The sequence below is a fragment of the Streptomyces sp. NBC_01750 genome, assembly GCF_035918095.1.
Classification (GTDB): Bacteria; Actinomycetota; Actinomycetes; order Streptomycetales; family Streptomycetaceae; genus Streptomyces.
Genome location: NZ_CP109137.1, coordinates 3,789,979 through 3,811,887, shown reverse-complemented (window position 1 = coordinate 3,811,887; position 21,909 = coordinate 3,789,979). Strand labels below are relative to the sequence as shown.

Genomic DNA, 21,909 nt, shown 5'->3' with positions numbered 1-21,909 from the left:
GCTGGTCGAGGCCCAGGGGGCGTACGGGTCCCCGATCCCCCTCACACCCTTCTAGGAGTGAATCTTCATGGGTATGAAGGACCAGCCCAAGGACAAGGCCTCGAAGCTCGAGGAGCAGTCGAAGCAGTCGAAGCAGGCGAAGCCGTCGAAGCGGCAGACGAGCGGTGCGAAGGGCGAAGCGTCGGAGCGTGGTTCGCAGCCGCGGAAGGAAGATCCGGAGCGGACTCCCCGTGGCCGGGACCAGGACATGACCCGCAAGGCCATGCAGGACGCCGAGGACAGGTTCAACCAGGACTACGACATCTGACGCGAGCGCTTGCGCTGTACCGCGTGGATGAGAGGCGCACCCGTGACGACGGGCGCGCCTCTCATTCGTACCCGGTGCGGCTCCGTCTCGGCAGGCCGTTCGTACCCGGTGCGGCTCCGTCCCCGCAGGGCAGCTGTCCCGAAGCCGACGCTTCATCGCGAGGCTCGGCGCTTCCTCACCCGTTTCGCGGAGGGAGCTTCGGGCGGCGCAGATTCGGGACGCTCTCGTACCCCGGAGGCTGCGCCGAGCCTTGTTTCTTCAGCAGTTCCAGGCAGAGGTCGATCGCGTCGTCCATCTGGGCATGGCGGCCCTCCGCCCAGTCCAGTGGGGTGCGCAGCGCGTCCAGGTCCGGCTCCACGCCGTGGTTCTCGACCGACCAGCCGTATTCGTCGAACCATGCCGCGTTCATCGGGACCGTGATCACCGTGCCGTCCACCAGGCGGTGGCGGCCCGTCATGCCGACCACCCCGCCCCAGGTCCGGCTGCCCACCACGGGACCCAGGCCCAGGAGTTTGAACGCCGCCGTGATCATGTCGCCGTCCGATGACGTGGCCTCGTCCACCAGCGCGACGATCGGACCGCGCGGTGCGTTGGAGGCGTACGACACGGGCTGGGCGTTGCGCGTCAGGTCCCAGCCCAGGATCTTTCTGGTCAGCTTCTCGATCACCAGCTCGCTGATATGGCCGCCGGCATTGCCCCGTACATCCACGATGAGCGCCGGCCGGGACACTTCGAGGCGCAGATCGCGGTTGAACTGCGCCCAGCCCGAACCGCCCATGTCCGGGATATGCAGGTAGCCGCATTTGTCGCCGCTCAACTCCCGTACGACCTCACGGCGTTTGGCCACCCAGTCCTGGTAGCGCAGCGGCCGCTCGTCCACCAGCGGGACGATCGCCACCCGCCGGGACGGCCCCTCGCCGTCCGCCGGCCGGAACGTCAGCTCCACCGTCGTGCCGCCCGCCGCCGAGAGCATCGGGTACGGGCCGGCCACCGGATCCACCGGACGCCCGTCCACATGCGTGAGGATCGCGCCCTCGCGGATACCCGTACCGGCCAGCGGTGAGCGCGCCTTGGAGTCCGACGATTCGCCCGGCAGGATCCGGGCGATGATCCAATTCTCGTCCCGGCAGACCAGATTCACACCCAGCAGGCCCATCGGCCGCTGGTAGTGCGGCGGCCCCTCGTTCCGCCGGGCCGGCGTGACGTACGCATGGGACGTACCCAGCTCGCCCAGCACCTCGCGCAGCAGATCCGCGAACTCGTCCGGCGACGCGACCCGTTCGACCAGCGGACGGTACTGCTCCAGCACCGCGTCCCAGTCGATACCGCACATCCCCGGTTCCCAGAAGTACGCGCGGATGATGCGGCCCGCCTCGTCGTACGCCTGGCGCCATTCGGACGGCGGGTCGACTTCGTGCAGGATCCGGCGCAGATCCAGATAGACCGTCGAGTCGCTGTCGCCCGGCTCCGTGGCCGGGACGGCCCGCAGCTCACTGTCGTCCACGACCACCAGTCTGCTGCCGTCGCCGCTCACCGCGAACCAGTCCAGATGGCCGACCAGTTCGGTCTTGCGGGCCTTGGTGATGTCGAAGTGCTCGAGGGTGGGACGTCCGGAGGTGTCCGCCGGATTCGCGAAGGTCTCGCCGAGCGCGCCGGAGATCGGCCAGCGCAGCCAGACAAGTCCGCCGCCGCTGACCGCATGGAGCGCGGAGTACTTGGAGGCCGTCACGGGGAACGGCGTCACCCGGCTCTCCAGGCCCTCGATCTCGACCGTCACCGCCGTACCTCCCTCGGCGACCTCGGCGGAGGTGACCCCGCCGGAGTCGACCAGGGGATCGAGTCCGCCTGCCGCGGGCCGTCCGTCCGGCGACAGCGCGAACGGCGAAGGCGTCGCGGAGGACAGCGGTACGAGATAGGGGCGGCAGCCCAGGGGGAAGGACAGGTCCCCGGTGTGCACGTCGTACACCGGGTCGAAGCCCCGCCAGGACAGGAAGGCCAGATAGCGGCCGTCCCTGGTGAAGACCGGATTCTCGTCCTCGAAGCGCCCGTTGGTGACGTCGACGATCGTACGGTCGGCGATCCGGGCCATCTTGATCTGCCGCAGGGAGCGGCCGATGCCCGGATGCGACCAGGTCAGCCACGCGCCGTCCGGCGAGAACGACAGGTCCCGCACCGGCCCGTTGGTGGAGCGGATCAGCTCCGTCACCTCTCCGGCCCCGGAGCCTTCGGCCCGGGCGGTGTCCGCGGACTCCTCCGTGGCGTCGAGCAGCAGCAGCCGCCCGTCGTGCGAGGCGATCGCGATCCGCTCGCCCTCCGGGTCCGACACCAGCTCATGGACGCGGCCCAGCTCGCCGGAGGCCAGCCGCCGCGGTTCCCGGTCCCCGCTCGCCCGCGGCAGATACGCGATTTCGACGGCGTCGGCAGCGTCCGCGTCCGTGACATAGGCGACCTGGCCCGCGCTGCCGAGCATCTCCGGCATCCGTACCCGTACGCCGGGGGTGTCCGCGATCGTGCGGGCGGGACCGTCGCGGTGGGTGAGCCAGTACAGGCTGCCGCGTACGTTGACGGCGCTGGCCCGTCCCGTCTCGTCGACGGAGATCGCGTCGACGTGACTGGCGGCAGGCACCTGGTAGCCGCGGCGTCCGGCGCGCGGGCCGCCGAGCCGTACCTCCAGCTTGCGGGGCACGGCGCCCGGGGTCGTCAGATCGTCGACGATCCACAGTTCGCCCGCGCACTGGTAGACGACTCTGCGACCGTCGCTCGAGGCGTGCCGCGCATAGAAGGCGTCATGGTCGGTGTGGCGCAGGAGGCCGGTTCCGTCGGGCAGACAGGAGTAGAGGTTGCCGACGCCTTCGTGGTCGGAGAGGAAAGCGATCCGCCCCGAGACGAACATCGGGCAGTCCAGATGGCCGTTGAGGTCGGCGAGCAGCCGCTTGCCGTGCAGCCACAGCCTGCCCGTCGCTCCGCCCCGGTACCGCTTCCAGGCGGCCGGTTCGTGCGGCGGCTTGCCGGTGAGGAGCAGCGAGCGGTGTTCTCCGTCGATGTCCGCGACCTGGATGTCGGAGACCGGCCCCCAGGGCAGCCGCCGGCCGGGGAAGCCGTCGGTGGCCACCTTGTAGGCCCAGGAGAAGTAGGAGAAGGGCTGGCTGTGCGAGGAAACGGCCAGGATGTTGCCGTCCGGGTCCCAGCTGCAGACCCGGGTGTCGGTGGAGCCCCAGTAGGTCAGCCGCCTGGCCGGTCCTCCGTCGACCGGGGCGAGATGGATCTCGGGGTCGAGGCTGCGCCAGTTCGTGTACGCGATATGGCGGCCGTCCGGGGAGAAGCGCGGATGGCCGACTCTGGTCCGGTCGACGGTGATCCGCCAGGCCCGTCCCGGTCGGTGGCCCTCCGCCACCAGGGGCGCGACCCAGAGATCGTCCTCGGCGGCGAAGCACAGCAAGTCGTCGTACAGATGCGGGAAACGGAGATACGCGACGTCGTCACTCACCCCCCAATGCTTTCGGTGCCTGGTGGGCGCGGCAACTCGTGGGGCCTGGTGAACCCTCTTCGGAATCGTGACCGAGACCACAAGCGAAACGGTTTCGTTTCGCTGAGGGGCTGGGTTAAGGTCCTGCTGTACGAAACCGTTTCGTTCGCATGCGACAGGAGGCCGGCCGTGACCCGCACCCGGCTCACGCCTGAGCGCGAGGCGGAGCTCTACGAAGCCGTGCTCGACCTGTTGCGTGAAGTCGGCTACGACGCCCTGACGATGGACGCCGTCGCCGCGCGGACCCGGTCCAGCAAGGCCACGCTCTACCGCCAGTGGCGGAGCAAGCCGGAGCTGGTGGCCAGGGCACTGCGGCACAACAAGCCGGTGAGTGTCGCCGATATCGACACCGGCACCCTGCGTGGTGACTTCCACGCGATGCTCGAACGTACCGACGACTGCCAGATGGAGAAGGACTCCGCGCTGATGCGGGGTCTGGCCCAGGCCATCCACGAAAACCCCGATCTCCACCGGGCCCTGCGGGAACTGCTGATCGAGCCCGAGATCACCGGACTCGACACGCTGCTGCGGAGGGCCGTGGAAAGGGGCGAGGTCAGCGCGGACAACCGCGCACTCGGCTTCGTCCCGCACATGCTGGTCGGCGCTTTCATCGCCCGGCAGCTGATCGAGGCCCGGACCCCCGACCGGACCTTCCTCACCGACTACCTCGACGCCGTGGTTCTCCCCGCCCTCGGCGTCTGACCCAGACCTCCCCGCCCACCAGCTCCACCTGACGCGCGCCGCTCTCGTCGTCGGGCCGGCTCCCCATGCCCTGCTCACCTCACCAACGGGAGTACGCCCTCGTGGCCACGTTTCTCTACAAACTCGGGCGGTCCGCCTTCCGGCGCCGCCGCCTCGTCGCCCTGCTGTGGGTGGCGCTGCTGGCACTCGCCGGGGTCGGCGCGGCCTCCGCGTCCACCGCCACCTCCTCCTCCTTCTCGATACCGGGCACGGAGGCGCAGAAGGCCTTCGACCTGCTGGAAGAGCGCTTCCCCGGGGCCAGCCCGGACGGCGCGACGGCCCGCGTCGTCTTCAAGGCGCCCGACGGCCGGAAGATGACCGAGCCGGCCAACAAGGCCGAGGTGAAGAAGGTGGTCGCGGAGCTGAAGTCCGGCTCCGGCCAGATAGCCTCCGTCACCGACCCGTACGCCGCCAAGGCGGTCTCCAAGGACGGCGGGACGGCGTATGTGTCGGTCTCGTACAAGGTCAGCTCGATGGAACTGACCAAGGAGACCCGTAAGGCGCTGGAGAAGACCGGCACCGAGGCGCGTGACGCCGGGCTGACCGTGGAGATCGGCGGCGACGCGCTGCAGGCCGTCCCGGAGACCGGGGCCGGCGAGATCGTCGGAGTCGGCATCGCCGCGGTGGTGCTCGTGATCACCTTCGGGTCGCTGGTCGCGGCCGGACTTCCGCTGCTCACCGCGATCATCGGTGTCGGCATCGGAATCTCCACGATCACCGCGCTGGCGAACGTCCTCGACCTCGGCTCCACGACATCCACGCTCGCGACGATGATCGGCCTCGCGGTCGGCATCGACTACGCGCTCTTCATCGTCTCCCGCTACCGCGCCGAACTGGCCGAGGGCCGCGAACGCGAGGAGGCAGCAGGCAGGGCCGTCGGCACCGCGGGCTCCGCGGTCGTCTTCGCGGGCCTGACCGTCGTCATCGCGCTCGTCGGCCTCGCCGTCGTCAATATCCCGATGCTCAGCAAGATGGGCTTCGCCGCGGCGGGCACGGTCGTGATCGCGGTCCTCATCGCGCTCACCCTCATACCGGCGCTGCTCGGCTTCGCGGGCAAGCGGGTGCTGGGCCGCAAGGCGCGCAAGGGTCAGCCGGCCGGCGACAAGCCGAACATGGGCACCCGCTGGGCGCGCTTCGTGATCCGTCGGCCGGTCGCCGTGCTGCTGGTCGGTGTCGTGGGCCTCGGTGCGATGGCCGTACCGGCCGCGTCGCTGGAGATGGGTCTGCCGGACGACGGCGCGCAGCCGGTCAGCACCACCCAGCGCAAGGCGTACGACCTGCTGTCCGACGGCTTCGGCCCCGGTTTCAACGGTCCTCTTCTGGTGGTCGTCGACGGCGACAAGGCCGCGGCCGACCGTACGGTCAAGGAGATCAAGGGCCTTGACGGTGTCGTGGCCGTCACCCCGCCGGCGCTCAACAAGGCCGGCGACACCGCGATGGTCACGGTCGTACCGAAGGACCGGCCGTCCTCGGTCGAGACCGAGGATCTCGTCCACTCCATCCGGGCCGGCAGTGGTGACGAGGTGCTGGTCACCGGCGCCACCGCGATGAACATCGACTTCTCGCAGAAGATGAACGACGCGCTGGTGCCCTACCTCGCGCTCGTCGTCGGTCTCGCCTTCCTGCTGCTGATGCTGGTTTTCCGCTCGGTGCTGGTACCGCTGAAGGCGGCCCTCGGCTTCCTGCTCTCCGTCGTCGCCGCGCTGGGCGCGGTCGTCGCCGTCTTCCAGTGGGGCTGGCTCGGCTCGCTCTTCGGCGTCGAGCAGACCGGCCCGATCATGTCGATGATGCCGATCTTCATGGTGGGCGTCGTCTTCGGCCTCGCCATGGACTACGAGGTCTTCCTGGTCACGCGGATGCGTGAGGCGTACGTGCACGGGGAGCGTCCCGGCGAGGCGATCGTCACCGGCTTCAAGCACGGGGCCCGGGTGGTCACCGCAGCAGCGGTGATCATGATGGCGGTCTTCTCGGGCTTCATCGGCTCCAGCGAGCAGATGGTGAAGATGATCGGCTTCGGTCTCGCGATCGCGGTCCTCTTCGACGCCTTCGTGGTCCGGATGGCGATCGTTCCCGCGGTGCTCGCGCTGCTCGGCCACAAGGCGTGGTGGCTGCCGCGCTGGCTGGACCGGGTGCTGCCCAATGTGGACGTGGAGGGCGAGAAGCTGCACAAGGAACTCGCCGGCAGTCCCGAGGACCCGGACGAGGAGCGCGCGTTGGTACGCGTCTGATCAGAGTCTCTCAGAGGGCTCAAACAGCCCCGGGGCGCGCCGCTTGAGCGGAGCGTGCGCCCCGGCAGCGCGACGGCACCGTGGGGACGGGGGCCGCCGCGGATCCGGTGGCCGTGTCCGTCATCCTCTGGTGGCGGGTGCGGCCACCGCGTATGTGTGCCGCAGGAAGCGGATCAGTGACTTGATGTCGAACTGCACCACCGCTACGCCGTCCGGGGTATGGAACTCCACCACCGCCTGGACCCGGCCGCAGGGCCATATCTCGACATCGCCGAGGCGGGCGGGTGAGCGGAGCCCCGTCTCCAGCAGCGCGCGGGGGAAGGTCCAGTCGCGGCCGCTGGGGAAGGCAAAGGACACCGCATCCGGGTTCTCCACCGGGTCGTAGCGCAGGGCGACGCGGACGGATCGGAACTGGGGAGCATCGGTGACGATTCGGGCGGTTGCATGATCTTCGACGGCTAGGGTCATTGACCGGCTCCTCACACTCGCCCGATATGCCCTCTAATGTCCCATATTTAGGGCCGAAGGCGCCAGGCCATTTGTGACAGACCCGCTCTTGCAACTGATTCGCAATAGGGCACTATCATTGAACAGTTATTCATCTGTCCGAAGCGGAGTCCTCCATGCATGTGCCCGACGGATTTATCAACGCACCCGTGTCGGTCGCCGCCGGAGTCGTCGCCGCCGGTGCTGTCGCCGTCAGCCTGCGCGGCGCCCGCCGTGAGCTCGGGGGTATCTCCCATGCCGAAGGCCATGGGGGGGAGCGCACCGCGCCGCTGGCGGGTCTGGTCGCCGCCTTCATCTTCGCCGTACAGATGCTGAACTTCCCCGTCGCGGCCGGCACCAGCGGACATCTGCTCGGCGGCGCGCTCGCGGCCATCCTGGTCGGCCCGTTCACGGGTGTGCTCTGCGTATCCGTCGTCCTGCTGATGCAGGGCATCCTCTTCGCGGACGGCGGCCTCACCGCGCTCGGCGTGAACATCACCGTCATGGGCGTGGTCACGGTCGTCGTCGCCTACGGGCTCTTCCGCGGCCTGGTGAAGGTGCTGCCGCGGAAACGCCGTTCGGTCACTGTCGCCTCCTTCGCCGCCGCGCTGATATCCGTACCGGCCGCGGCCTGCGTCTTCACCGTGATCTATGCGATCGGCGGGACCACCGACGTCCCCGTCTCGAAGGTGCTGACCGCGATGGTCGGCGTCCATGTCCTGATCGGCATCGGCGAGGCCGTGATCACCATGCTGACGGTCGGCGCCGTCATCGCCGTGCGACCGGATCTGGTGTACGGAGCCCGGGGGCTGGCCGCTCCGCTGAAGCTGCGCGTCGGCGGCGAGCTGGTCGACGCCGAGCCCGCCCCCGTCCCGGTCGCCGCCCGGTCGCCGCGCGCGGTCTGGGCGACCGGTCTGGTCACCGCCCTCGTCCTCGCGGGCTTTGTCTCCTTCTATGCCTCCGCGAGCCCCGACGGACTGGAGAAGGTCGCCGCCGACAAGGGCATCGACAGACACGTCGAGGAGCACGCCGCCAAGGACTCCCCGCTCGCCGACTACGGCGTCAAGGACATCTCCGACGCCCGGATCTCCGGCGGCCTCGCGGGTGTGATCGGCGTCGGCGTCACGGTCGTCGCGGGCACCGGCATCTTCTGGTCCCTGCGCCGCCGCCGCACGACGGACGCCACGCCCACCCGCGTACCGGAATCGGTCTGACGTGGGCGCCGGCCACGCCCACAAGCTCTACCGGCACGGGCACTCGCCGGTCCACGACCTTCCTCCGCACTGCAAACTCGCCGCCGTCTTCTGCTTCGTGCTGGTGGTGGTCTCCACACCGCGCGAGGCGGTCTGGGCCTTCGGGCTGTACGCGGCGCTGCTCGCCGCGGTCGCGGCCCTGGCGCGCATCCCCGCCGGATTTCTGCTGCGCCGGCTGCTCATCGAGATCCCGTTCGTGGCCTTCGCGGTCCTCATGCCTTTCGTGGTCCCGGGCGAGCGGGTGTCCGTACTCGGCATCCCGCTGAGCGTCCCCGGCCTGTGGGGCGCCTGGAACGTCCTCGCCAAGGCCACGCTCGGCGTCGCCGCCTCCGTGATCCTCGCCTCGACGACCGAGCTGCGCTCCCTGCTGCTCGGTCTGCAGCGGCTCAAGCTGCCGCCGATGCTGGTACAGATCGCGTCCTTCATGATCCGTTACGGCGATGTCATCACCGACGAGATGCGCCGTATGTCGATCGCGCGCAGGTCGCGCGGGTTCGAGGCGCGCGGTGTGCGCCACTGGGGCGTCCTCGGCAAGTCCGCCGGCGCGCTCTTCATCCGCTCCTACGAGCGGGGCGAGCGGGTCCACCTGGCGATGATGAGCCGGGGATACACCGGGACCATGCCGGTGATCGACGAGGTGACCGCGACCCGTGCGCAGTGGACCTCCGTCGCCGCACTCCCGCTGACCGCCCTCGCGGTCTGTCTGCTTGGCTGGACCCTATGACCGCGTCCTTGTCCTTGGAAGTCTCCGGCCTCGCCTACGCCTACCCCGACGGCCACCAGGCCCTGTTCGGCGTCGACCTCACGGTCGGACGCGGCGAGCGGGTCGCCCTGCTCGGCCCCAACGGCGCGGGAAAGACCACGCTCGTGCTGCATCTCAACGGCATTCTGGCGGGCGGCGTGGGCTCGGTGTCGGTCGCGGGCCTGCCGGTCGCCAAGGCGAACCTCGCCGAGATCCGCCGCCGGGTCGGCATCGTCTTCCAGGACCCGGACGACCAGCTGTTCATGCCGACGGTCCGGGAGGACGTGGCCTTCGGGCCGGCTGCGGCGGGCATGCGCGGCGCGGAGCTCGAGGCCCGGGTCGTCTCGGCCCTCACGCAGGTCGGCATGGCCCGGTTCGCCGACCGGCCGCCGCATCATCTCTCCTTCGGCCAGCGCCGCCGCGTCGCGGTCGCCACGGTGCTGGCCATGGAGCCGGAGATCCTGGTCCTCGACGAGCCCTCGTCCAACCTCGACCCGGCCTCGCGGCGCGAACTCGCCGACATCCTGCGGTCGTTGGACGTCACCGTACTGATGGTCACGCACGACCTCCCGTACGCGCTGGAGCTCTGTCCGCGCTCGGTGATCCTCAGCGAAGGTGTGATCGCGGCGGACGGGCGTACCCAGGACCTGCTGGGCGACGAGGAACTGATGCGGGCCCACCGCCTGGAGCTCCCGTTCGGGTTCGACCCGAAGTCCGTGACAATGGGCTCGTGAACGAGAACACCGACGGTACGGCGGCCTCGCTGCTGCTCGACGACCAGTTGTGCTTCGCGCTCTACGCGGCGCAGCGCGCCGTGACGGCCGTCTACCGCCCGCTCCTCGACGAACTGGGCCTGACCTACCCGCAGTACCTGACGATGCTGGTGCTGTGGGAGCGGGGGGAGATCCCGGTCAAGGAGCTCGGCGCCGCGCTGCGGCTCGACTACGGCACTCTCTCGCCGCTGCTCAAGCGGCTGGAGGCGGCGGGTCTGGTGCGGCGCGAACGCTCGGCCGCCGACGAGCGTTCGGTACGGCTGGTGCTCACCGACCAGGGCGAGGCGCTGCGTTCATGGGCCGAGCGGGTGCCGGCCCGGCTGCTGCTGAGCACCGGCCTCGAGGCGCCGGAGATCGCCCGGCTGCGCGGTGAACTGCGGCAGCTGACGCGGCGGGTCACGATGACCACGGATTCGGCTACCCCCGAGTAATAAAGGCCGGGATCCTTCGATACATTGTGCGCAATGTACTTACTGCCTTGCCATCAACTCGGGGACGCACAGTGAGCGAGCACGCCGACACCCGGCCGACAAAGATCATGTACGTGGCGGAGGCCACCGCGCACGGCGGCCGCGACGGCTATGTGACCAGCCATGACGGACAGATCGAGCTGCGCGTCGCGATGCCGCGCGCGATGGGCGGCGACGGCCGGGGCACCAATCCGGAGCAGCTCTTCGCGGCCGGCTACAGCTCCTGCTTCCACAACGCCCTCGTCCTGGTCGGCCGCCGGGCGGGCGTGGACCTGACCGGCTCCACGGTCGCCGCGAAGGTGGGGATCGGGCCCAACAAGGCGCAGGGGTACGGGCTCGCGGTCGCACTCCATGTCTCGCTGCCGCTGGTGGACCAGGACCTCGCCGCGCGCCTGGTGACGGCGGCGCACCAGGTCTGCCCGTACTCCAACGCGACCCGCGACAACATCGACGTCTCGATCATGCTGAGCTGACCCTGCCCGATCCGCGCTGAGCCGACCCGCGGGTCGGGTGGTCCGGACCACCCTGCACCATGGGGGGATGAGCGGGAGAGCAGGCGCGGTGGACGTCCGGGGCACGGTGGCAGAAGGCTTCGAGCCGGTCCACGACGCCTTCATACGCAACTTCGAGCAGCGCGGCGAGCGCGGCGCGGCCGTCGCCGTCTACCGGGACGGGCGCAAGGTCGTCGATCTGTGGGCGGGCAGCCGCGACGTGGACGGCCGTGCGCCGTGGGCCGTGGACACCGCACAGGTCGTCCGCTCCGCCACCAAGGGCGTCGCGGCGGCCGTGCTGCTCCTGCTCCACCAGCGCGGCCAGATCGACCTCGACGCCCCGGTCGGCACGTACTGGCCGGAGTTCAAGGCGGCCGGCAAGGAGCGGGTGGTCGTACGCCAGCTCCTCTCGCACCGCGCCGGGCTGCCGGTCCTCGACCGCCCGCTCACCCCGGCCGAGGCCGCGGACGGCGTGAGCGGGCCGGCCGCGCTCGCCGCACAGCGCCCGGCCTGGGAGCCCGGCACGGACCACGGCTACCACGCGCAGACCTACAGCTGGCTGCTCGGCGAACTGGTGCGCCGGGTCACCGGCAGGACGATCGGCCGCTGGGTCGCCGAGGAGATCGCGCGCCCGCTGGGCCTGGACTTCTGGATCGGACTGCCGCAGGAGGAGGCCCACCGGGTGGGCCGGACCGGCCCCGTCGAGGAGCCGGCCACGGCGGACGGCGGCGGCCTCAAACTGCGCCCCAAGCGCGCGGTTTCCGAGGCCTACGGCGACCCCGAGTCGCTCACCCGCCGCGCCTTCGGAGCGATCGACCCGCTCCCGGACGAGAACGACCCGGCGTACCGGGCCGCCGAACTCCCCGCCTCCAACGGCATTTCCACCGCCCGCGCGCTCGCCCGCTTCTACGCGGCGACGATCGGTGTGGTCGACGGCGGACCACGGCTCTTCGCCCCGGCCACCGTGACCCTGGCCCGTACCGAGGAGTCCACGGGCCCTGACCGTGTTCTGGTCGTGCCCACCCGTTTCGGCCTCGGCTTCATGCTGCACGGCCCGGCCTGCCCGCTGCTCGGCCCCGGCTCCTTCGGCCACCCGGGCCGCGGCGGCTCGCTCGGCTTCGCCGACCCGGAGTCGGGCATCGCGCTCGGTTACGCAACCAACGGCATGCGCAAGGGAGTTACCGCCGATCCGCGGGCCCAGGCGTTGATCAGGGCGGTACGTTCGGCGCTATGAACAGCGCCATGACACGTTTCGAGGGGTACGGCGTACTGATCACGGGCGCGGCGCGCGGTATCGGTGAGGCGACCGCTCGCCGGCTCGCCGCCGAAGGAGGCGGGCCTCGCCTCACTGCCCCGCACCCTGGCGGGCGACGCTGCTCCGCGCGGCGTCCGCGTCAACCAGGTCAACCCGGGCACGGTCCGTACGCCCTCCTGGACGGCGGACTGCTCGCGGTGAACACCGGTTTCGTCCAGGTCGTCGAGGGCGACTGAGCGGCGTCGGTCAGACGGAAGAGGCCGCGACGCAGAACTCATTGCCCTCCGGATCGGCCATCACGATGTGGTGCCCGTCGAACTCCTCCCGGACACTCCCGCCCGCCTTCACCAGCCGCTCGGACTCCGCCCGGATCCTCGCCCACCGCTCCTCGGGACTGCCGTGGCCCGGCACCCGGATGTCGATATGGAGCCGGTTCTTCGCCGTCTTCGGTTCGGGGACAGTGAGGATGGAGAGCCGGGGGCCGCTGCCGTCGGGGTCGCAGAGCCACGCCGCGCCGTCCTCGGAGTCGTCCTCCGGCAGGTCGAACTGCGCGAGCCACTCCTCGCGCGTCGTGAACGGAGCGGGCGGGGGCTCGTCCACATACCCCAGCGCCAGCTTCCAGAACTCCGAGAGCAGCTGCGCGTCCGTGCAGTCGAGCGTCAAATCGATTCTGGCTGCCATGACCGGACCGTACTGCCCGCCGATGACAACCGGGGTGCCGCGCCGCCTATGACAACCGGGGTGCCGCGCGCCGCTGCCCGGCTGCCAGCACGAAGGTGACGGTGATCAGCAGCGCCCATGCCCCGAACTTCGCCGGGGACACCGGCTGCCAGCCGGTCAGCTGGTCGGGGTAACTCCAGGCGCCCGCGTATGTCGCGATGTTCTCGGCGACCCAGAGGAAGAACCCGATGAGAACGAACGACAGGGCGAGCGGCATGCGGTGCTCCTGGATCCCCACCCGGTAGTGCACCCAGGTCCCGGCGGTCGCGCACAGCAGCGTCGCGGCCAGCGCCCAGCGGAGGTCGGGCAGCCAGTGATGGCTGAAGAAGTTCAGATAGACGGCACCGGCGAGCGCCGCCATGATCCGGGGCCGGTAGCCGTCCAGGCGGAGCTCGAACAAGTGCCAGGCGCGGCAAACGTAACTGCCCACGGCCGCGTAGAGAAAACCGCCGTACAGCGGCACACCCGCGACCTTGGTCATCGCCTCCTCCGGATAACTCCAGGATCCCATCCGCACTTTGACCAGTTCGAAGAGCAGCCCGATGAGATGGCAGCCGACGATCACAGCCGTGTCGCGTGCGCTGTCCCAGCCGAGCTTCCTGGCGGCTACCGCGAGCAGGATCCCGTAGATCAGCACCAGGTCGTAGCGCGCGATGGGCAGTTCGGGCAGCAGGCCCGAGACGGCGATGCCGCCGACGAGCGCGACGGCGAAGGCGCAGCAGCGGGCCTGCAACAGGCCGAAGCGGAGCAGCTGACGTATTCGATGCGCGGTCATCCCCATGCCCCGCATGGACGCCACAGCGCCCCGCGCGGTTCGCCCGGGGCTCATATGCCCTGGTCAGGCCGTACGGGCGGCACCGTCGGGCCACACGACGCGGAAGCGTCTCCGGGCGAGCGGGCCCACCTGCTCAGCCCGCCCGCAGCATCAGGCCGATGCCCACCACCATCAGCCCCGCCGCCGCGATCCTCGGCGCACCGAACCGTTCCTTGAAGAAGAGTGCCCCGATAGCCGCGCCGACGATGATCGACGTCAAGCGTTGCTGAAGCAGTAATTAGTTGCCTGGTCAGGGCAGGGGTCGATAGCGCGGGCAGGTCAGAGCCGGCGGCTCACGGCGAGGCTGGGCGGGCTGACGCGGACTACTTCTCCATGCGGTAGAACACCTTGCCGCCGCGCGGTTCCGCCCCGTAGGCCTCGTAGAAGGCCAGCGCGGGCGGGTTGTCACCGTCGGCGGTCCACTCGATGCGGGAACATCCGGCGGCGCTGGCCGCATCCGTCAGTGCGGCCATGAAGAGTCCCGCGATGCCACGGCGTCGTGCGGTCTCGCGTACGTACAGCTCTTTCAGGTACAGGGACGTGTCTGCTCCGGCGGCGGGCCAGAGGAACGAGAAACTGGCGAGGCCAAGCACCTCCGACGCTTCGCGAGCGAGTAGCACCGTCGCTACGGGGTGATCGCTGAAGAGGGCGGCCGTGATCTGGTCGACGCTGCCCGGGACGGCTTCGCCACCGTAGTAAGCCTCGATCTCCCCGAGGATCTCGGAGATCACTGCTAGGTCCTCAGGCGTCGCCCGGTCGATCGTCACCATCGTCATCCGTCCCTCTCCCCGGGGGCAGCGCCAACACCTCGCGCAGTACCCGCATTTCCTGCACCGACTGTCGTGCCTTCGGCACAGTAGCCGTCAGCTCTTGGGCTCGGTAGATGATCAGGGCTGAGCGATGCGCCGACGGGAGGTTCACGATCGTGTCGGTCGCAAGTGTGGCGGCTCCTGCAAGATCGCCTTCGAATGCAAGGCACAACGCTTGATCCAGGAAGATCAAGGCTCGGTCTGTGTGGTCTCCAGCGGGATACAGCTCCAGGGCGCGGGCCTGTTCGTCCCTGGCTCGCCCGATCTCCTTCAGGTGCGTCCACGCGTTTCCTGAATGAAACCGAAGCTGGGATTCGGAGTATCCGAACGCTGACCCGATGCGGTCGCCCGGGTCGAGCCGTTCCAGGGCTGTCGCTGCACTGGTCAGTGCGCCGGCCGCTTCGTTCTTGCGCCCCAGCACGGCGTGTGCGCGGGCTTCAAGTGGTGCAGCGAGAGCCGGGCCAACGCAGGGCAGGCCGCCCGCCAATTGCTGAGCGCGGCAGGCCAGTTCAACGGCGCCCTCTATGTCGTGGCTGTAGTAAAGCTGGTACGCCTCCTGGGCGTAGATCCATGACAGAGTCGCCCGGTCTTCAGCTGCTGACGCGGCAGCCCGTCCCGTGCGCCACCAGTCACGACTCGATGGGTCCCCAAGCTTCAGCAGCGTGAGCGCCATGAGCCCGGACATCTGGGCCAGAGCCAACGTGAGCCTGCGCCGGACTGGCGGCGGGTGACGATGTGTCAGCACACGTTGCAGATCGGCTATGTCGCTAATCAACTCGGGCAGTAGGTCGCCTTCGGGACGGTAGCGGGTTGCCCGGCCGTAGCGGGCGACCGTGTATTCCCAGTCGTCCAGCCCGGCATCCGTCATAGCCCCGGCTGCAAGAGCGTCAGAGAGACCGCGCTGAAGGGCGGCGGCCTGCTCCAGGGCTCTCATCTCTGGCCGAACAGCAGCAAGCGCGACGAGCTCCCCTCGCGCTCCCAACGCCTTGTCCAGGGCTGCGGCGAGTGGCGGCGTGGGGCGACGCTTGCCGTTCTCGAGGTCGCCAACCATCGTCTTGCTGCAATTCGCGAGTTGGGCCACGTCGCGAATTGAACGGCTGCCGCGCAGCCGTCGTAACGCTTCCCCAAATGCGTCTTCGGCCATTGGGCGTCCTCATGTCCGCAGTGTCCACAGCATTGCGGACGGCAGCGGACAGGTTTCTCTCGGGTCCGGCCATCCACATCGGCAACGCTACTCCTAGGCACTGATCACGGATAGTGAAACGGAGATCGCCATGCCTGAGGACACGACGCTGAAATCGGGCGTCCTCGCGCTGGACGTCCGGCGGCACGAGATCGGCCGAGTGATGGGGCACGTTGGCCCATACGTTCAGATGCGCCCGAAGGAAGGCGGTCGGGAGTGGGACGCGCTCCCAGAGGATGTGCACGCCCTGGGCACTGACCAGTGGCCGAGTGAGGCGTGATGGCTCAGGTGATGGCGCTGAGGGTGCAGCGCGGGGACTGGGTGAGCGCGCACGGGCATTGGCGCGAGGTCAAGGCGGTGCGCTCTGGCCGGTACGCCTCAGGCGGCCCATTGGTGGTGCTGATCTTCAAGTCGGGCCCTTCGCTCCGGGTGAATGCGGCCGACGTACTGACGGTGGAACACCGCGGCCGGGCTGTGCGAGGTAGCAGAAAGGAAGGCGGCCGCAATGGCTGAGCGGACAGGGTGGCGGTTCGTGAACTGGGTCTTGCAGCTTGACACCTCGGGGAGCGGGCCGATCTATGAGACCGAATGCACGACGTGCGGCGAATCCTCAGAAGCCGCCGATGACAAAGAGGCGCCAGAGTTGTGGTGCTTGCAACACGCGGGCCGTTCCGGGCACACGGGATTCCGCGCACTAACGACCTCATTCTTCCGGGCGACGCAGGTTGAGAGTGGCGGTGCGGACTGATGAGGCAGCGATTATGCGCCTTCGGAATAGTCGTCTTCTGGATCGCTGTGTACGTGCCATTGGCGGTGATCAGTGATCCCTGCTCGCACAGCTTCTAACTTCCGGCTCTCATAGACCGGTTGCGTGCCATTTGAACCACCCACGGCGACCGATTCGGGTCAGGGTCGCGCATCACAACCGCATACGAAGACCGGACCACCCCTCGCCTGGAAGCAACCGGGGTGGTCCGGCAAGGAATCCCGTGATCAGGACCCTGGTGCCGATGGTACCGGGGTCGTCGTCGTGCCCATGCTCGACGAGTCCCTGATGGTCAGAGTCAAGCCAGTTCGCGAGAAAGGGACTTGAGACAGATGCACGACCCAGAGGATGCGGGTTTCGAGAGCGAGTCGTTCGACCCTGACGACGTGGTTTGGGTTCGCGGGGTGGACTACGTGGCGGGCTGGCGGGACGCGACCGACGCCGGGAGAGAGCTGGCGGCGGCGTTGGCGGCGGCTGGATTCGACACCACGGGACTCGAATGGCGGGCCAGGGTGATTGGGGGCGGGACCGGTGCGGTGCGCCTGGTGATGTCGGCGGCAGCCGCTCACGACGTGGCAGCACTGGTGCGGGCGGTCGCTCGGCTGGGCAAGGCCAGCTGAGGCAGCACTCGCCGTGACCGCAAAGCAAACCGAGGATCTCGAAAGGCCACAGAGATCATCGGCGCGTGATCGACTCGGGGGCCGCGCCTGCCTGCCGGAGGCATGGCGGCACCAGACTCGGACGCACGCTCTCCAACTGTGCTGGTGGTCAGGAATTGCGGGCCACGACCTTGCCGCCCGGGGCGGCGGTTTTGCGCTCCTGCGTGTGGGCGTAGCCCATGAGGCCGATGAGGACCGCGAGGAGCACGGCAGATGAGCCCATCGTGCCGAGGTCGAGACCGCCCTTGGCGATGGGCTTGGTGAGGAAGTCGCCCGCGGTAGCCCCGAGCGGGCGGGTGAGCACGAAAGCGACCCAGAACAGCAGGACGTTCGGAACGACCGGTACGCGCATGAGAGCGAGGAGTACCACGAGCAGTCCGGAGACGAGGAGAGCGCCCCCTAGGTAGCCGAGCCCGGAACTGTCGGACAGGAAGTCACCCATGGACGTGCCGAGCGTGTTCGACACGAGAATCGCCGCCCAGAACAGGGCCTCGCCGCGAAACGTTGTGATATCCCGGATGACGAACGTCATCCCGGTGAACTTCCATACGGCGAAGATCGCGATCAGGATCGAGATCAGGATCGCGGCGCCCACCGGGTAACCCAGTCCCAGGCCCTGCGGGCCCCAGCCCAGCGAGGTGGCTCCGTTGGAGAGGAACTTGGCACTGGCGTCACGGTTCATGAAGTCGGACATCGTGGTGCCAGCCATGCTGGTGGCCAGGATGACGGTCCAGTAGAAGAAGGGGTTGTACCGCTTGGAGTTGAGCTGGACGACCAGGGTGACAACGAAGATCAGGAAAAGTGCGATCGTGGTCAGGAAGTAGCCCAGCTTGAGGGTCTGGGCGAAGAGGTCGCCGGCTGTCTCGCCGAGAGTGGTCGCGGCGATCTTCATGATCCAGAAGGCCAGGGTTACCTCTGGCAGCTTCTTCATGACGTATTTGTCGGTGCTGGCGACGTCCAGGTCGGTCAGCACTTCTGGCTTTTCCATGTTCGTTGCTCCCAGTTGGTACATCGACGTCACGCCTTCTCTGGGCAGGACCTCGAGTGGGGGGTGAGCGGATTTGTGAGTGATCGGGAACGCCGCATCCTTTGCGACGGCCAGGTGGGCGGGTTCGGGTGTGCCTTGGTCCCTCGTCATACGGAAAACGAAGATGACGTGTTCGGCACGCGCCATCATGCGGGGATGGTCTTTACCTTCAGCGTCCCGGAAACCGACCGGCCGGATGCGTCGCGACACGGTGCCGAACAGGCTCAGCGCACAGGCAGAGGAGGGCTGACAGGCTGACCCGGGCCGGAAACGTCACCGCGTAATCTCCGCAGCCACCCGCAGAAACACGGTGACAGCCGGACAGCGCCGGACCAATCCCCGACCGGCGCTGGTGCGCTCCCGCGTTTCCACATCCTCTACGCCCGCCCCGTTAAGGCGCCCCTGACCAGCACAAAGGGCCGCCCGGTAGGAGGGCCGAACTGTCGCGCCGAATGTGCGCCCCCGGCAGGACTCGAACCTGCGGCCAAGCGCTTAGAAGGCGCGGAGTCGCCCAGACATGCAGCCGCTGTGAACTGGCACTTCGCACTCCCTGTCGCTCACGCAAGGCGGCTTCGACACGTATTCGACAGAGCGGAGCTGGCCGAGCGGACATGCCCTGCATGTCGATGACTGAGCTCGGGTATCGAGCCGAGGAATGGTCTGTCTTGCTTGGGCCTGCGCCCTCGGCGGTGCGCTGTATGCCTGGTCACGACCGGCGTACTCTCCGGACGAAGTGGGGGACGAATGGGGAGTCTGATCAGTCCGTTACTTGTGGCAGTGGCCGGCATCCTGGGGACCCTGCTGGCGCCTCTCGTAAGTGTGCGGTTAACCGCACAGATGCAACGTGAGCTTGCTGACCAACAGGACGCGCACGCCAGGCTTGCGAGAGAGGACGACGAGCGCCGTGCCTTGCTGAAAGACAAGCGCACCTGCTACGTGACGGTTAATGCAACTGCCCGCTGGTACCGCATCGTTCAGATGAACTACCTTCATGCTCTGCATGAGGATCGTCTGCAGGAACAGGACCGCGTAGAGCTCGACGCGGCTCGACGCTCCTACGTCGAAGCTGTTGCCGAAGCACAAATGGTCGCCTCCGGTGAGGTTTTGGACGAGATGGAGGTCATCTTCTCCGGGTTGTCTCGGACGTTCCGCCGGATCAGGCGCCTCGAGATAGGAGCGGCCGATGCTGGGGGCACCTTCGATGACGTTCGCGCTGACCTGCTAGACCTTTGGGAAAAGTGGCTCGGGATGAGGACCGCTATGCGGCGTGATCTCGGGACTCATCACGGGTAACCACCAGATACGCGCTTGAGCAACTACGGGCTCAGAGCGACCGTGATCGCCCACTCGATCTGGCACGCGTGCCGTCGACGACACCTGCTTTGTAAGTTCGATCGCTGACCCTCAGCCTCACGTACGCCTGGGCCCCGACTGCCGTGGTGGGGCGCCCAGGGGTCGGCTGTGCGTCGGTGTTGATCTCAGCCGTGCATGTCAGGACCGGAACAGCTCTGGGTGCGGGCAGACCTCCAACCGGTCACCCGGAAGGTCCGCCCACTTCCACCAGACGTGCTGGCCGGAGCACCGCCACAGCATGCGGCAGGCTCGCGCGTCATCGTCCTCCCGGCCGGAGAGGACGAATCCGCCGGTCTTCAAGGGCTGATCGCACTCGGGGCACATGGGCGGGTCTTCGGGGATGGGGCGAAACATACCCTGGCGCCATGGACGCAACGACATGAGCTTGGGAATCACCGCTCATTCCGGCCGAGGGCCCGCAACTCGTCCGGGCGGAGGTCCCTCGCGGCCGTGGGCCGGCGTCTCTCATCAGTAGCGGAAGCGTGCCTCGTCATCCTCGACGTGGATCAGGAATTCGTCGACGCGCTCGCCGCCGTGGATGGGAACGAGTGTGAGTTTGAGAGCGTCGACGGCTTGCCAGGCCCTGGCGATCCGTAGTTCGTCGGGGTCGTTCCGGGCGAGTGTGGCCTCGGTCCAGGCATCCAGGGTGGGCCTCACCGCTTCCCACTCAGGCGTGGCATCGAAGTGGCAGTAAAACCATGGCTGGTCGATGTAGTCGAGAGTGAGAGTGCCGAGGTGTGTCTCACCGCGCATCATCTACCAGGACCGATCAGCCATGCTTTCCCCCTGCTCCGAGACCTATGGCACCGTATCGCGCTGACTCCACGACGTGCTCTGAGCTTGGGAATCACCGCGCCTCTGCGTCCGACTTAGATCCTGACCAGGCCCAACGGGGGCTGGATCCAAGCCTGGCAGTGTGGTCCAGCACCCGCCATTGACCGTGGTTCTCGGCCTCGTCGGGCACGCCAGGGCACGGGGCCGATGACACCCGGAGCGGACCAGCTCTTCTCGTGCTTGGTGCGTCACGTTGTCGCGCCGCGTTCCTCGGAAGCCATCGAGGGCTGGGGGAGCGGTACGTACTGGCACACTGCGCGCATGTCGAATTCGTACGCACAGCCGATCCTGAGGACCGGGGACTTGGCTGAGGCGCTCCGAGTGGTCTGGCAGCTTCTGGAGCTGGCTGACACCAGTAGCGTCGAGGTGGACTTGGGGGCTGTGGCTCGGACGCCCATGGAGTTGGAGAGGCTGGCCGAAGTTGTACCGGAGGCTGACTGGTGGGCGTATGGACCCGACAGGCCAGGTTCTTCACGCGAGGGTGGAACCGCCGCTAGTTATCTACCGGTGTTCTTGTCCGACTGGTCTCGGCCGATCGACATGGCGGAAGTGTTCCTGGCTGCCGCGGGAGGCGCTTCAGCGATGGTCCGCTGGGACTTCAACGGATGGCCGGCAGCGCCAGAAGTCAGTCTCGGCCGGGGCGGGCCCAGGGGCGCGTACGTCACGCTGGCTGCCCATGCCCATGACCTGTACCTGGATGAGCCCGCTGACGTTCACACCGTGTTCGTCCACGTCAAACAGGTCGAGGCCGAACGTGCGCCTTGGCTGGCTGCGCAGGTCGGCTTGCGGGTGATCGGCGAGCTGGCCATGGCACCGCTCTGACTGAGTGCGAGAAGGCCGACCAAACCATGGCGCCGGAGTGGCATAGCAATGGACAAGGCGAAGCTGCGGCCTGGGAGGAGAATCCGAACTGCGACACCCGCTTTAGGAGTTCGATCACTGGCCCTCTGCCTCACGTGTGCCTGGGGCTCCGGCTGCCGTGCCGGGCCGCTCAGGGACGCGGCTGTGCGCCATCGTTGATATCAGCCGTAGATGTCAGGACCGGAACAGTTGGGGGTGGGGGCAATGCTCCAGAGGGTCGTCCGGACGGTCCGCCCACTTCCACCAGACGTGCCGGCCGGAGCACCGCCACAGCATCCGGCAGGCTCGCGCGCCATCGTCCTCCCGGCCGGAGAGGACGAAGCCGCCAGCCTTCAACGGCTGATCGCACTCGGGACAGGTGGGCGGGGCATCGGGCATGGTGCGCAACATACCTTGGCGCCAGGCAGCAACAACATGAGCTTGGGAATCACCGGCCGCTTCTGGCGGAAAGACCTGTTGACCTGTGGAAACGACACGAATCGGTGCGTGTTCCAGCCTCGCCTTGTGACCGTGGTTGACCGGTGAACGCTGCCCTATCTGGTGCGCTCGCGCGTGGCGCAAGTCGACCGTGCTGCCGGTGAACTCCACCCTGCCGCGCGCTCACCTCTCTC

Annotated in this window: 23 protein-coding genes, 1 tRNA gene and 3 pseudogenes; 17 read left to right on the top strand and 10 right to left on the bottom strand. The window is 68.3% G+C overall.

Translation table 11 applies throughout. The features are described from left to right. Nucleotides 1-67: 67 nt before the first annotated feature. Complete coding sequence (locus tag OG966_RS16970) at nucleotides 68-307, top strand: hypothetical protein (protein ID WP_326650504.1); 240 nt, start codon at nucleotides 68-70, stop codon at nucleotides 305-307. Nucleotides 308-482: 175 nt separating this feature from the next. Here the strand turns inward: OG966_RS16970 and OG966_RS16965 are convergent, their stop codons facing one another. Then, nucleotides 483-3,794: a S41 family peptidase gene (locus OG966_RS16965; protein ID WP_326650502.1), complete on the bottom strand. Its 3,312-nt coding sequence runs from the start codon at nucleotides 3,792-3,794 to the stop codon at nucleotides 483-485. Between the two features lie 168 nt (nucleotides 3,795-3,962). Between OG966_RS16965 and OG966_RS16960 the strand changes: the two genes are divergently transcribed. Both OG966_RS16960 and OG966_RS16955 read left to right on the top strand, forming a co-directional pair. Then, nucleotides 3,963-4,535: a TetR/AcrR family transcriptional regulator gene (locus tag OG966_RS16960; RefSeq protein WP_326650501.1), complete on the top strand. Its 573-nt coding sequence runs from the start codon at nucleotides 3,963-3,965 to the stop codon at nucleotides 4,533-4,535. 101 nt (nucleotides 4,536-4,636) lie between these two features. Continuing rightward, complete coding sequence (locus tag OG966_RS16955) at nucleotides 4,637-6,802, top strand: MMPL family transporter (RefSeq protein ID WP_326650500.1); 2,166 nt, start codon at nucleotides 4,637-4,639, stop codon at nucleotides 6,800-6,802. Between the two features lie 120 nt (nucleotides 6,803-6,922). Here OG966_RS16955 and OG966_RS16950 read toward each other — a convergent pair whose 3' ends face one another. Beyond that, the gene (locus tag OG966_RS16950) at nucleotides 6,923-7,270 is read right to left on the bottom strand and encodes an SsgA family sporulation/cell division regulator (protein ID WP_326650499.1); all 348 of its coding nucleotides are present in this window, start codon (nucleotides 7,268-7,270) and stop codon (nucleotides 6,923-6,925) included. A 155-nt stretch (nucleotides 7,271-7,425) separates the two neighbouring features. Here OG966_RS16950 and OG966_RS16945 point away from each other — a divergent pair, with 155 nt between their 5' ends. The 8 genes and pseudogenes from OG966_RS16945 to OG966_RS16910 all read left to right on the top strand — a co-directional run. Then, on the top strand, nucleotides 7,426-8,502 hold the full coding sequence (locus OG966_RS16945) for an energy-coupling factor ABC transporter permease (protein ID WP_326650498.1): 1,077 nt from the start codon (nucleotides 7,426-7,428) through the stop codon (nucleotides 8,500-8,502). A gap of 1 nt (nucleotide 8,503) precedes the next feature. Continuing rightward, nucleotides 8,504-9,265 (top strand): cobalt ECF transporter T component CbiQ, encoded by a 762-nt coding sequence (gene cbiQ / locus OG966_RS16940; protein ID WP_326650497.1) that lies wholly within the window; start codon nucleotides 8,504-8,506, stop codon nucleotides 9,263-9,265. Continuing rightward, a complete protein-coding gene (locus tag OG966_RS16935) occupies nucleotides 9,262-10,017 on the top strand; it encodes an energy-coupling factor ABC transporter ATP-binding protein (protein ID WP_326650496.1) in 756 nt (251 codons plus the stop codon). Before cbiQ ends, OG966_RS16935 begins: the two co-directional genes overlap by 4 nt. After that, entirely contained in the window at nucleotides 10,014-10,487 is a 474-nt protein-coding gene (locus OG966_RS16930) for a MarR family winged helix-turn-helix transcriptional regulator (protein ID WP_326650494.1), read from the top strand. Before OG966_RS16935 ends, OG966_RS16930 begins: the two co-directional genes overlap by 4 nt. A 107-nt stretch (nucleotides 10,488-10,594) precedes the next feature. After that, nucleotides 10,595-10,999: an organic hydroperoxide resistance protein gene (locus OG966_RS16925; protein ID WP_326655252.1), complete on the top strand. Its 405-nt coding sequence runs from the start codon at nucleotides 10,595-10,597 to the stop codon at nucleotides 10,997-10,999. An 88-nt stretch (nucleotides 11,000-11,087) separates the two neighbouring features. Then, nucleotides 11,088-12,251 carry a serine hydrolase domain-containing protein gene (locus OG966_RS16920; RefSeq protein WP_326655251.1) on the top strand — a complete coding sequence of 388 codons (1,164 nt, stop codon included), beginning with the start codon at nucleotides 11,088-11,090 and terminating at the stop codon, nucleotides 12,249-12,251. An 8-nt stretch (nucleotides 12,252-12,259) separates the two neighbouring features. Beyond that, nucleotides 12,260-12,349, top strand: a pseudogene (locus OG966_RS16915) (oxidoreductase); the annotation flags it as partial. Continuing rightward, nucleotides 12,348-12,452 (top strand): annotated as a pseudogene (locus OG966_RS16910) (SDR family oxidoreductase); the annotation flags it as partial. The pseudogenes OG966_RS16915 and OG966_RS16910, both read left to right, overlap by 2 nt. 66 nt (nucleotides 12,453-12,518) lie before the next feature. On the opposite strand, the gene OG966_RS16905 reads toward OG966_RS16910, so the two are convergent. The 5 genes and pseudogenes from OG966_RS16905 to OG966_RS16885 form a co-directional block, all read right to left on the bottom strand. After that, complete coding sequence (locus OG966_RS16905) at nucleotides 12,519-12,953, bottom strand: VOC family protein (protein ID WP_326650493.1); 435 nt, start codon at nucleotides 12,951-12,953, stop codon at nucleotides 12,519-12,521. 46 nt (nucleotides 12,954-12,999) lie between these two features. After that, the gene (locus tag OG966_RS16900) at nucleotides 13,000-13,767 is read right to left on the bottom strand and encodes a DUF817 domain-containing protein (RefSeq protein WP_326650492.1); all 768 of its coding nucleotides are present in this window, start codon (nucleotides 13,765-13,767) and stop codon (nucleotides 13,000-13,002) included. Nucleotides 13,768-13,900: 133 nt separating this feature from the next. Next, nucleotides 13,901-14,029: pseudogene (locus tag OG966_RS16895) on the bottom strand (EamA family transporter); the annotation flags it as partial. Nucleotides 14,030-14,129: 100 nt separating this feature from the next. Next, nucleotides 14,130-14,582 (bottom strand): GNAT family N-acetyltransferase, encoded by a 453-nt coding sequence (locus tag OG966_RS16890; RefSeq protein WP_326650491.1) that lies wholly within the window; start codon nucleotides 14,580-14,582, stop codon nucleotides 14,130-14,132. Further along, nucleotides 14,548-15,759, bottom strand: coding sequence for a helix-turn-helix domain-containing protein (locus tag OG966_RS16885; protein WP_326650490.1), 1,212 nt, complete (start codon nucleotides 15,757-15,759; stop codon nucleotides 14,548-14,550). Before OG966_RS16885 ends, OG966_RS16890 begins: the two co-directional genes overlap by 35 nt. A 130-nt stretch (nucleotides 15,760-15,889) precedes the next feature. Between OG966_RS16885 and OG966_RS16880 the strand changes: the two genes are divergently transcribed. The 4 genes from OG966_RS16880 (at nucleotide 15,890) to OG966_RS16870 (ending at nucleotide 17,184) form a co-directional block, all read left to right on the top strand. After that, nucleotides 15,890-16,078, top strand: coding sequence for a hypothetical protein (locus tag OG966_RS16880; RefSeq protein ID WP_326650489.1), 189 nt, complete (start codon nucleotides 15,890-15,892; stop codon nucleotides 16,076-16,078). Beyond that, nucleotides 16,078-16,311: a hypothetical protein gene (locus OG966_RS16875; RefSeq protein WP_326650488.1), complete on the top strand. Its 234-nt coding sequence runs from the start codon at nucleotides 16,078-16,080 to the stop codon at nucleotides 16,309-16,311. The genes OG966_RS16880 and OG966_RS16875 overlap by 1 nt, the downstream gene beginning before the upstream one ends. Next, complete coding sequence (locus OG966_RS40815) at nucleotides 16,304-16,546, top strand: DUF7848 domain-containing protein (RefSeq protein WP_442806716.1); 243 nt, start codon at nucleotides 16,304-16,306, stop codon at nucleotides 16,544-16,546. The genes OG966_RS16875 and OG966_RS40815 overlap by 8 nt, the downstream gene beginning before the upstream one ends. Nucleotides 16,547-16,896: 350 nt before the next feature. Next, complete coding sequence (locus tag OG966_RS16870; RefSeq protein ID WP_326650487.1) at nucleotides 16,897-17,184, top strand: hypothetical protein; 288 nt, start codon at nucleotides 16,897-16,899, stop codon at nucleotides 17,182-17,184. A 148-nt stretch (nucleotides 17,185-17,332) separates the two neighbouring features. Here the strand turns inward: OG966_RS16870 and OG966_RS16865 are convergent, their stop codons facing one another. Together OG966_RS16865 and OG966_RS16860 are read right to left on the bottom strand one after the other, a co-directional pair. Next, nucleotides 17,333-18,211 (bottom strand): COG4705 family protein, encoded by an 879-nt coding sequence (locus OG966_RS16865; protein ID WP_326650486.1) that lies wholly within the window; start codon nucleotides 18,209-18,211, stop codon nucleotides 17,333-17,335. Nucleotides 18,212-18,707: 496 nt separating this feature from the next. Continuing rightward, nucleotides 18,708-18,788: transfer RNA gene (locus OG966_RS16860), tRNA-Arg, on the bottom strand. Nucleotides 18,789-19,027: 239 nt separating this feature from the next. On the opposite strand from OG966_RS16860, the gene OG966_RS16855 reads away from it, so the two are divergent. After that, entirely contained in the window at nucleotides 19,028-19,543 is a 516-nt protein-coding gene (locus tag OG966_RS16855; RefSeq protein WP_326650485.1) for a hypothetical protein, read from the top strand. Nucleotides 19,544-20,071: 528 nt separating this feature from the next. Here OG966_RS16855 and OG966_RS16850 read toward each other — a convergent pair. Next, nucleotides 20,072-20,359, bottom strand: a complete 288-nt coding sequence (locus OG966_RS16850; RefSeq protein ID WP_326650484.1) for a hypothetical protein — start codon at nucleotides 20,357-20,359, stop codon at nucleotides 20,072-20,074. 339 nt (nucleotides 20,360-20,698) lie between these two features. Here OG966_RS16850 and OG966_RS16845 point away from each other — a divergent pair, with 339 nt between their 5' ends. Further along, nucleotides 20,699-21,259 (top strand): hypothetical protein, encoded by a 561-nt coding sequence (locus OG966_RS16845; RefSeq protein ID WP_326650483.1) that lies wholly within the window; start codon nucleotides 20,699-20,701, stop codon nucleotides 21,257-21,259. Nucleotides 21,260-21,909 lie beyond the last annotated feature (650 nt).

Excerpts from the sequence above, each read along its gene's own strand:
- OG966_RS16970 (WP_326650504.1), top strand. The coding sequence starts at position 68 with ATGGGTATGAAGGACCAGCCCAAGGACAAGGCCTCGAAGCTCGAGGAG.
- OG966_RS16950 (WP_326650499.1), bottom strand. The coding sequence starts at position 7,270 with ATGACCCTAGCCGTCGAAGATCATGCAACCGCCCGAATCGTCACCGAT.
- OG966_RS16945 (WP_326650498.1), top strand. The coding sequence starts at position 7,426 with ATGCATGTGCCCGACGGATTTATCAACGCACCCGTGTCGGTCGCCGCC.
- OG966_RS16935 (WP_326650496.1), top strand. The coding sequence starts at position 9,262 with ATGACCGCGTCCTTGTCCTTGGAAGTCTCCGGCCTCGCCTACGCCTAC.
- OG966_RS16925 (WP_326655252.1), top strand. The coding sequence starts at position 10,595 with ATGTACGTGGCGGAGGCCACCGCGCACGGCGGCCGCGACGGCTATGTG.
- OG966_RS16905 (WP_326650493.1), bottom strand. The coding sequence starts at position 12,953 with ATGGCAGCCAGAATCGATTTGACGCTCGACTGCACGGACGCGCAGCTG.
- OG966_RS16900 (WP_326650492.1), bottom strand. The coding sequence starts at position 13,767 with ATGACCGCGCATCGAATACGTCAGCTGCTCCGCTTCGGCCTGTTGCAG.
- OG966_RS16890 (WP_326650491.1), bottom strand. The coding sequence starts at position 14,582 with ATGACGATGGTGACGATCGACCGGGCGACGCCTGAGGACCTAGCAGTG.
- OG966_RS16885 (WP_326650490.1), bottom strand. The coding sequence starts at position 15,759 with ATGGCCGAAGACGCATTTGGGGAAGCGTTACGACGGCTGCGCGGCAGC.
- OG966_RS16880 (WP_326650489.1), top strand. The coding sequence starts at position 15,890 with ATGCCTGAGGACACGACGCTGAAATCGGGCGTCCTCGCGCTGGACGTC.
- OG966_RS16875 (WP_326650488.1), top strand. The coding sequence starts at position 16,078 with ATGGCTCAGGTGATGGCGCTGAGGGTGCAGCGCGGGGACTGGGTGAGC.
- OG966_RS40815 (WP_442806716.1), top strand. The coding sequence starts at position 16,304 with ATGGCTGAGCGGACAGGGTGGCGGTTCGTGAACTGGGTCTTGCAGCTT.
- OG966_RS16870 (WP_326650487.1), top strand. The coding sequence starts at position 16,897 with ATGCACGACCCAGAGGATGCGGGTTTCGAGAGCGAGTCGTTCGACCCT.
- OG966_RS16865 (WP_326650486.1), bottom strand. The coding sequence starts at position 18,211 with ATGGAAAAGCCAGAAGTGCTGACCGACCTGGACGTCGCCAGCACCGAC.
- OG966_RS16850 (WP_326650484.1), bottom strand. The coding sequence starts at position 20,359 with ATGATGCGCGGTGAGACACACCTCGGCACTCTCACTCTCGACTACATC.
- OG966_RS16845 (WP_326650483.1), top strand. The coding sequence starts at position 20,699 with ATGTCGAATTCGTACGCACAGCCGATCCTGAGGACCGGGGACTTGGCT.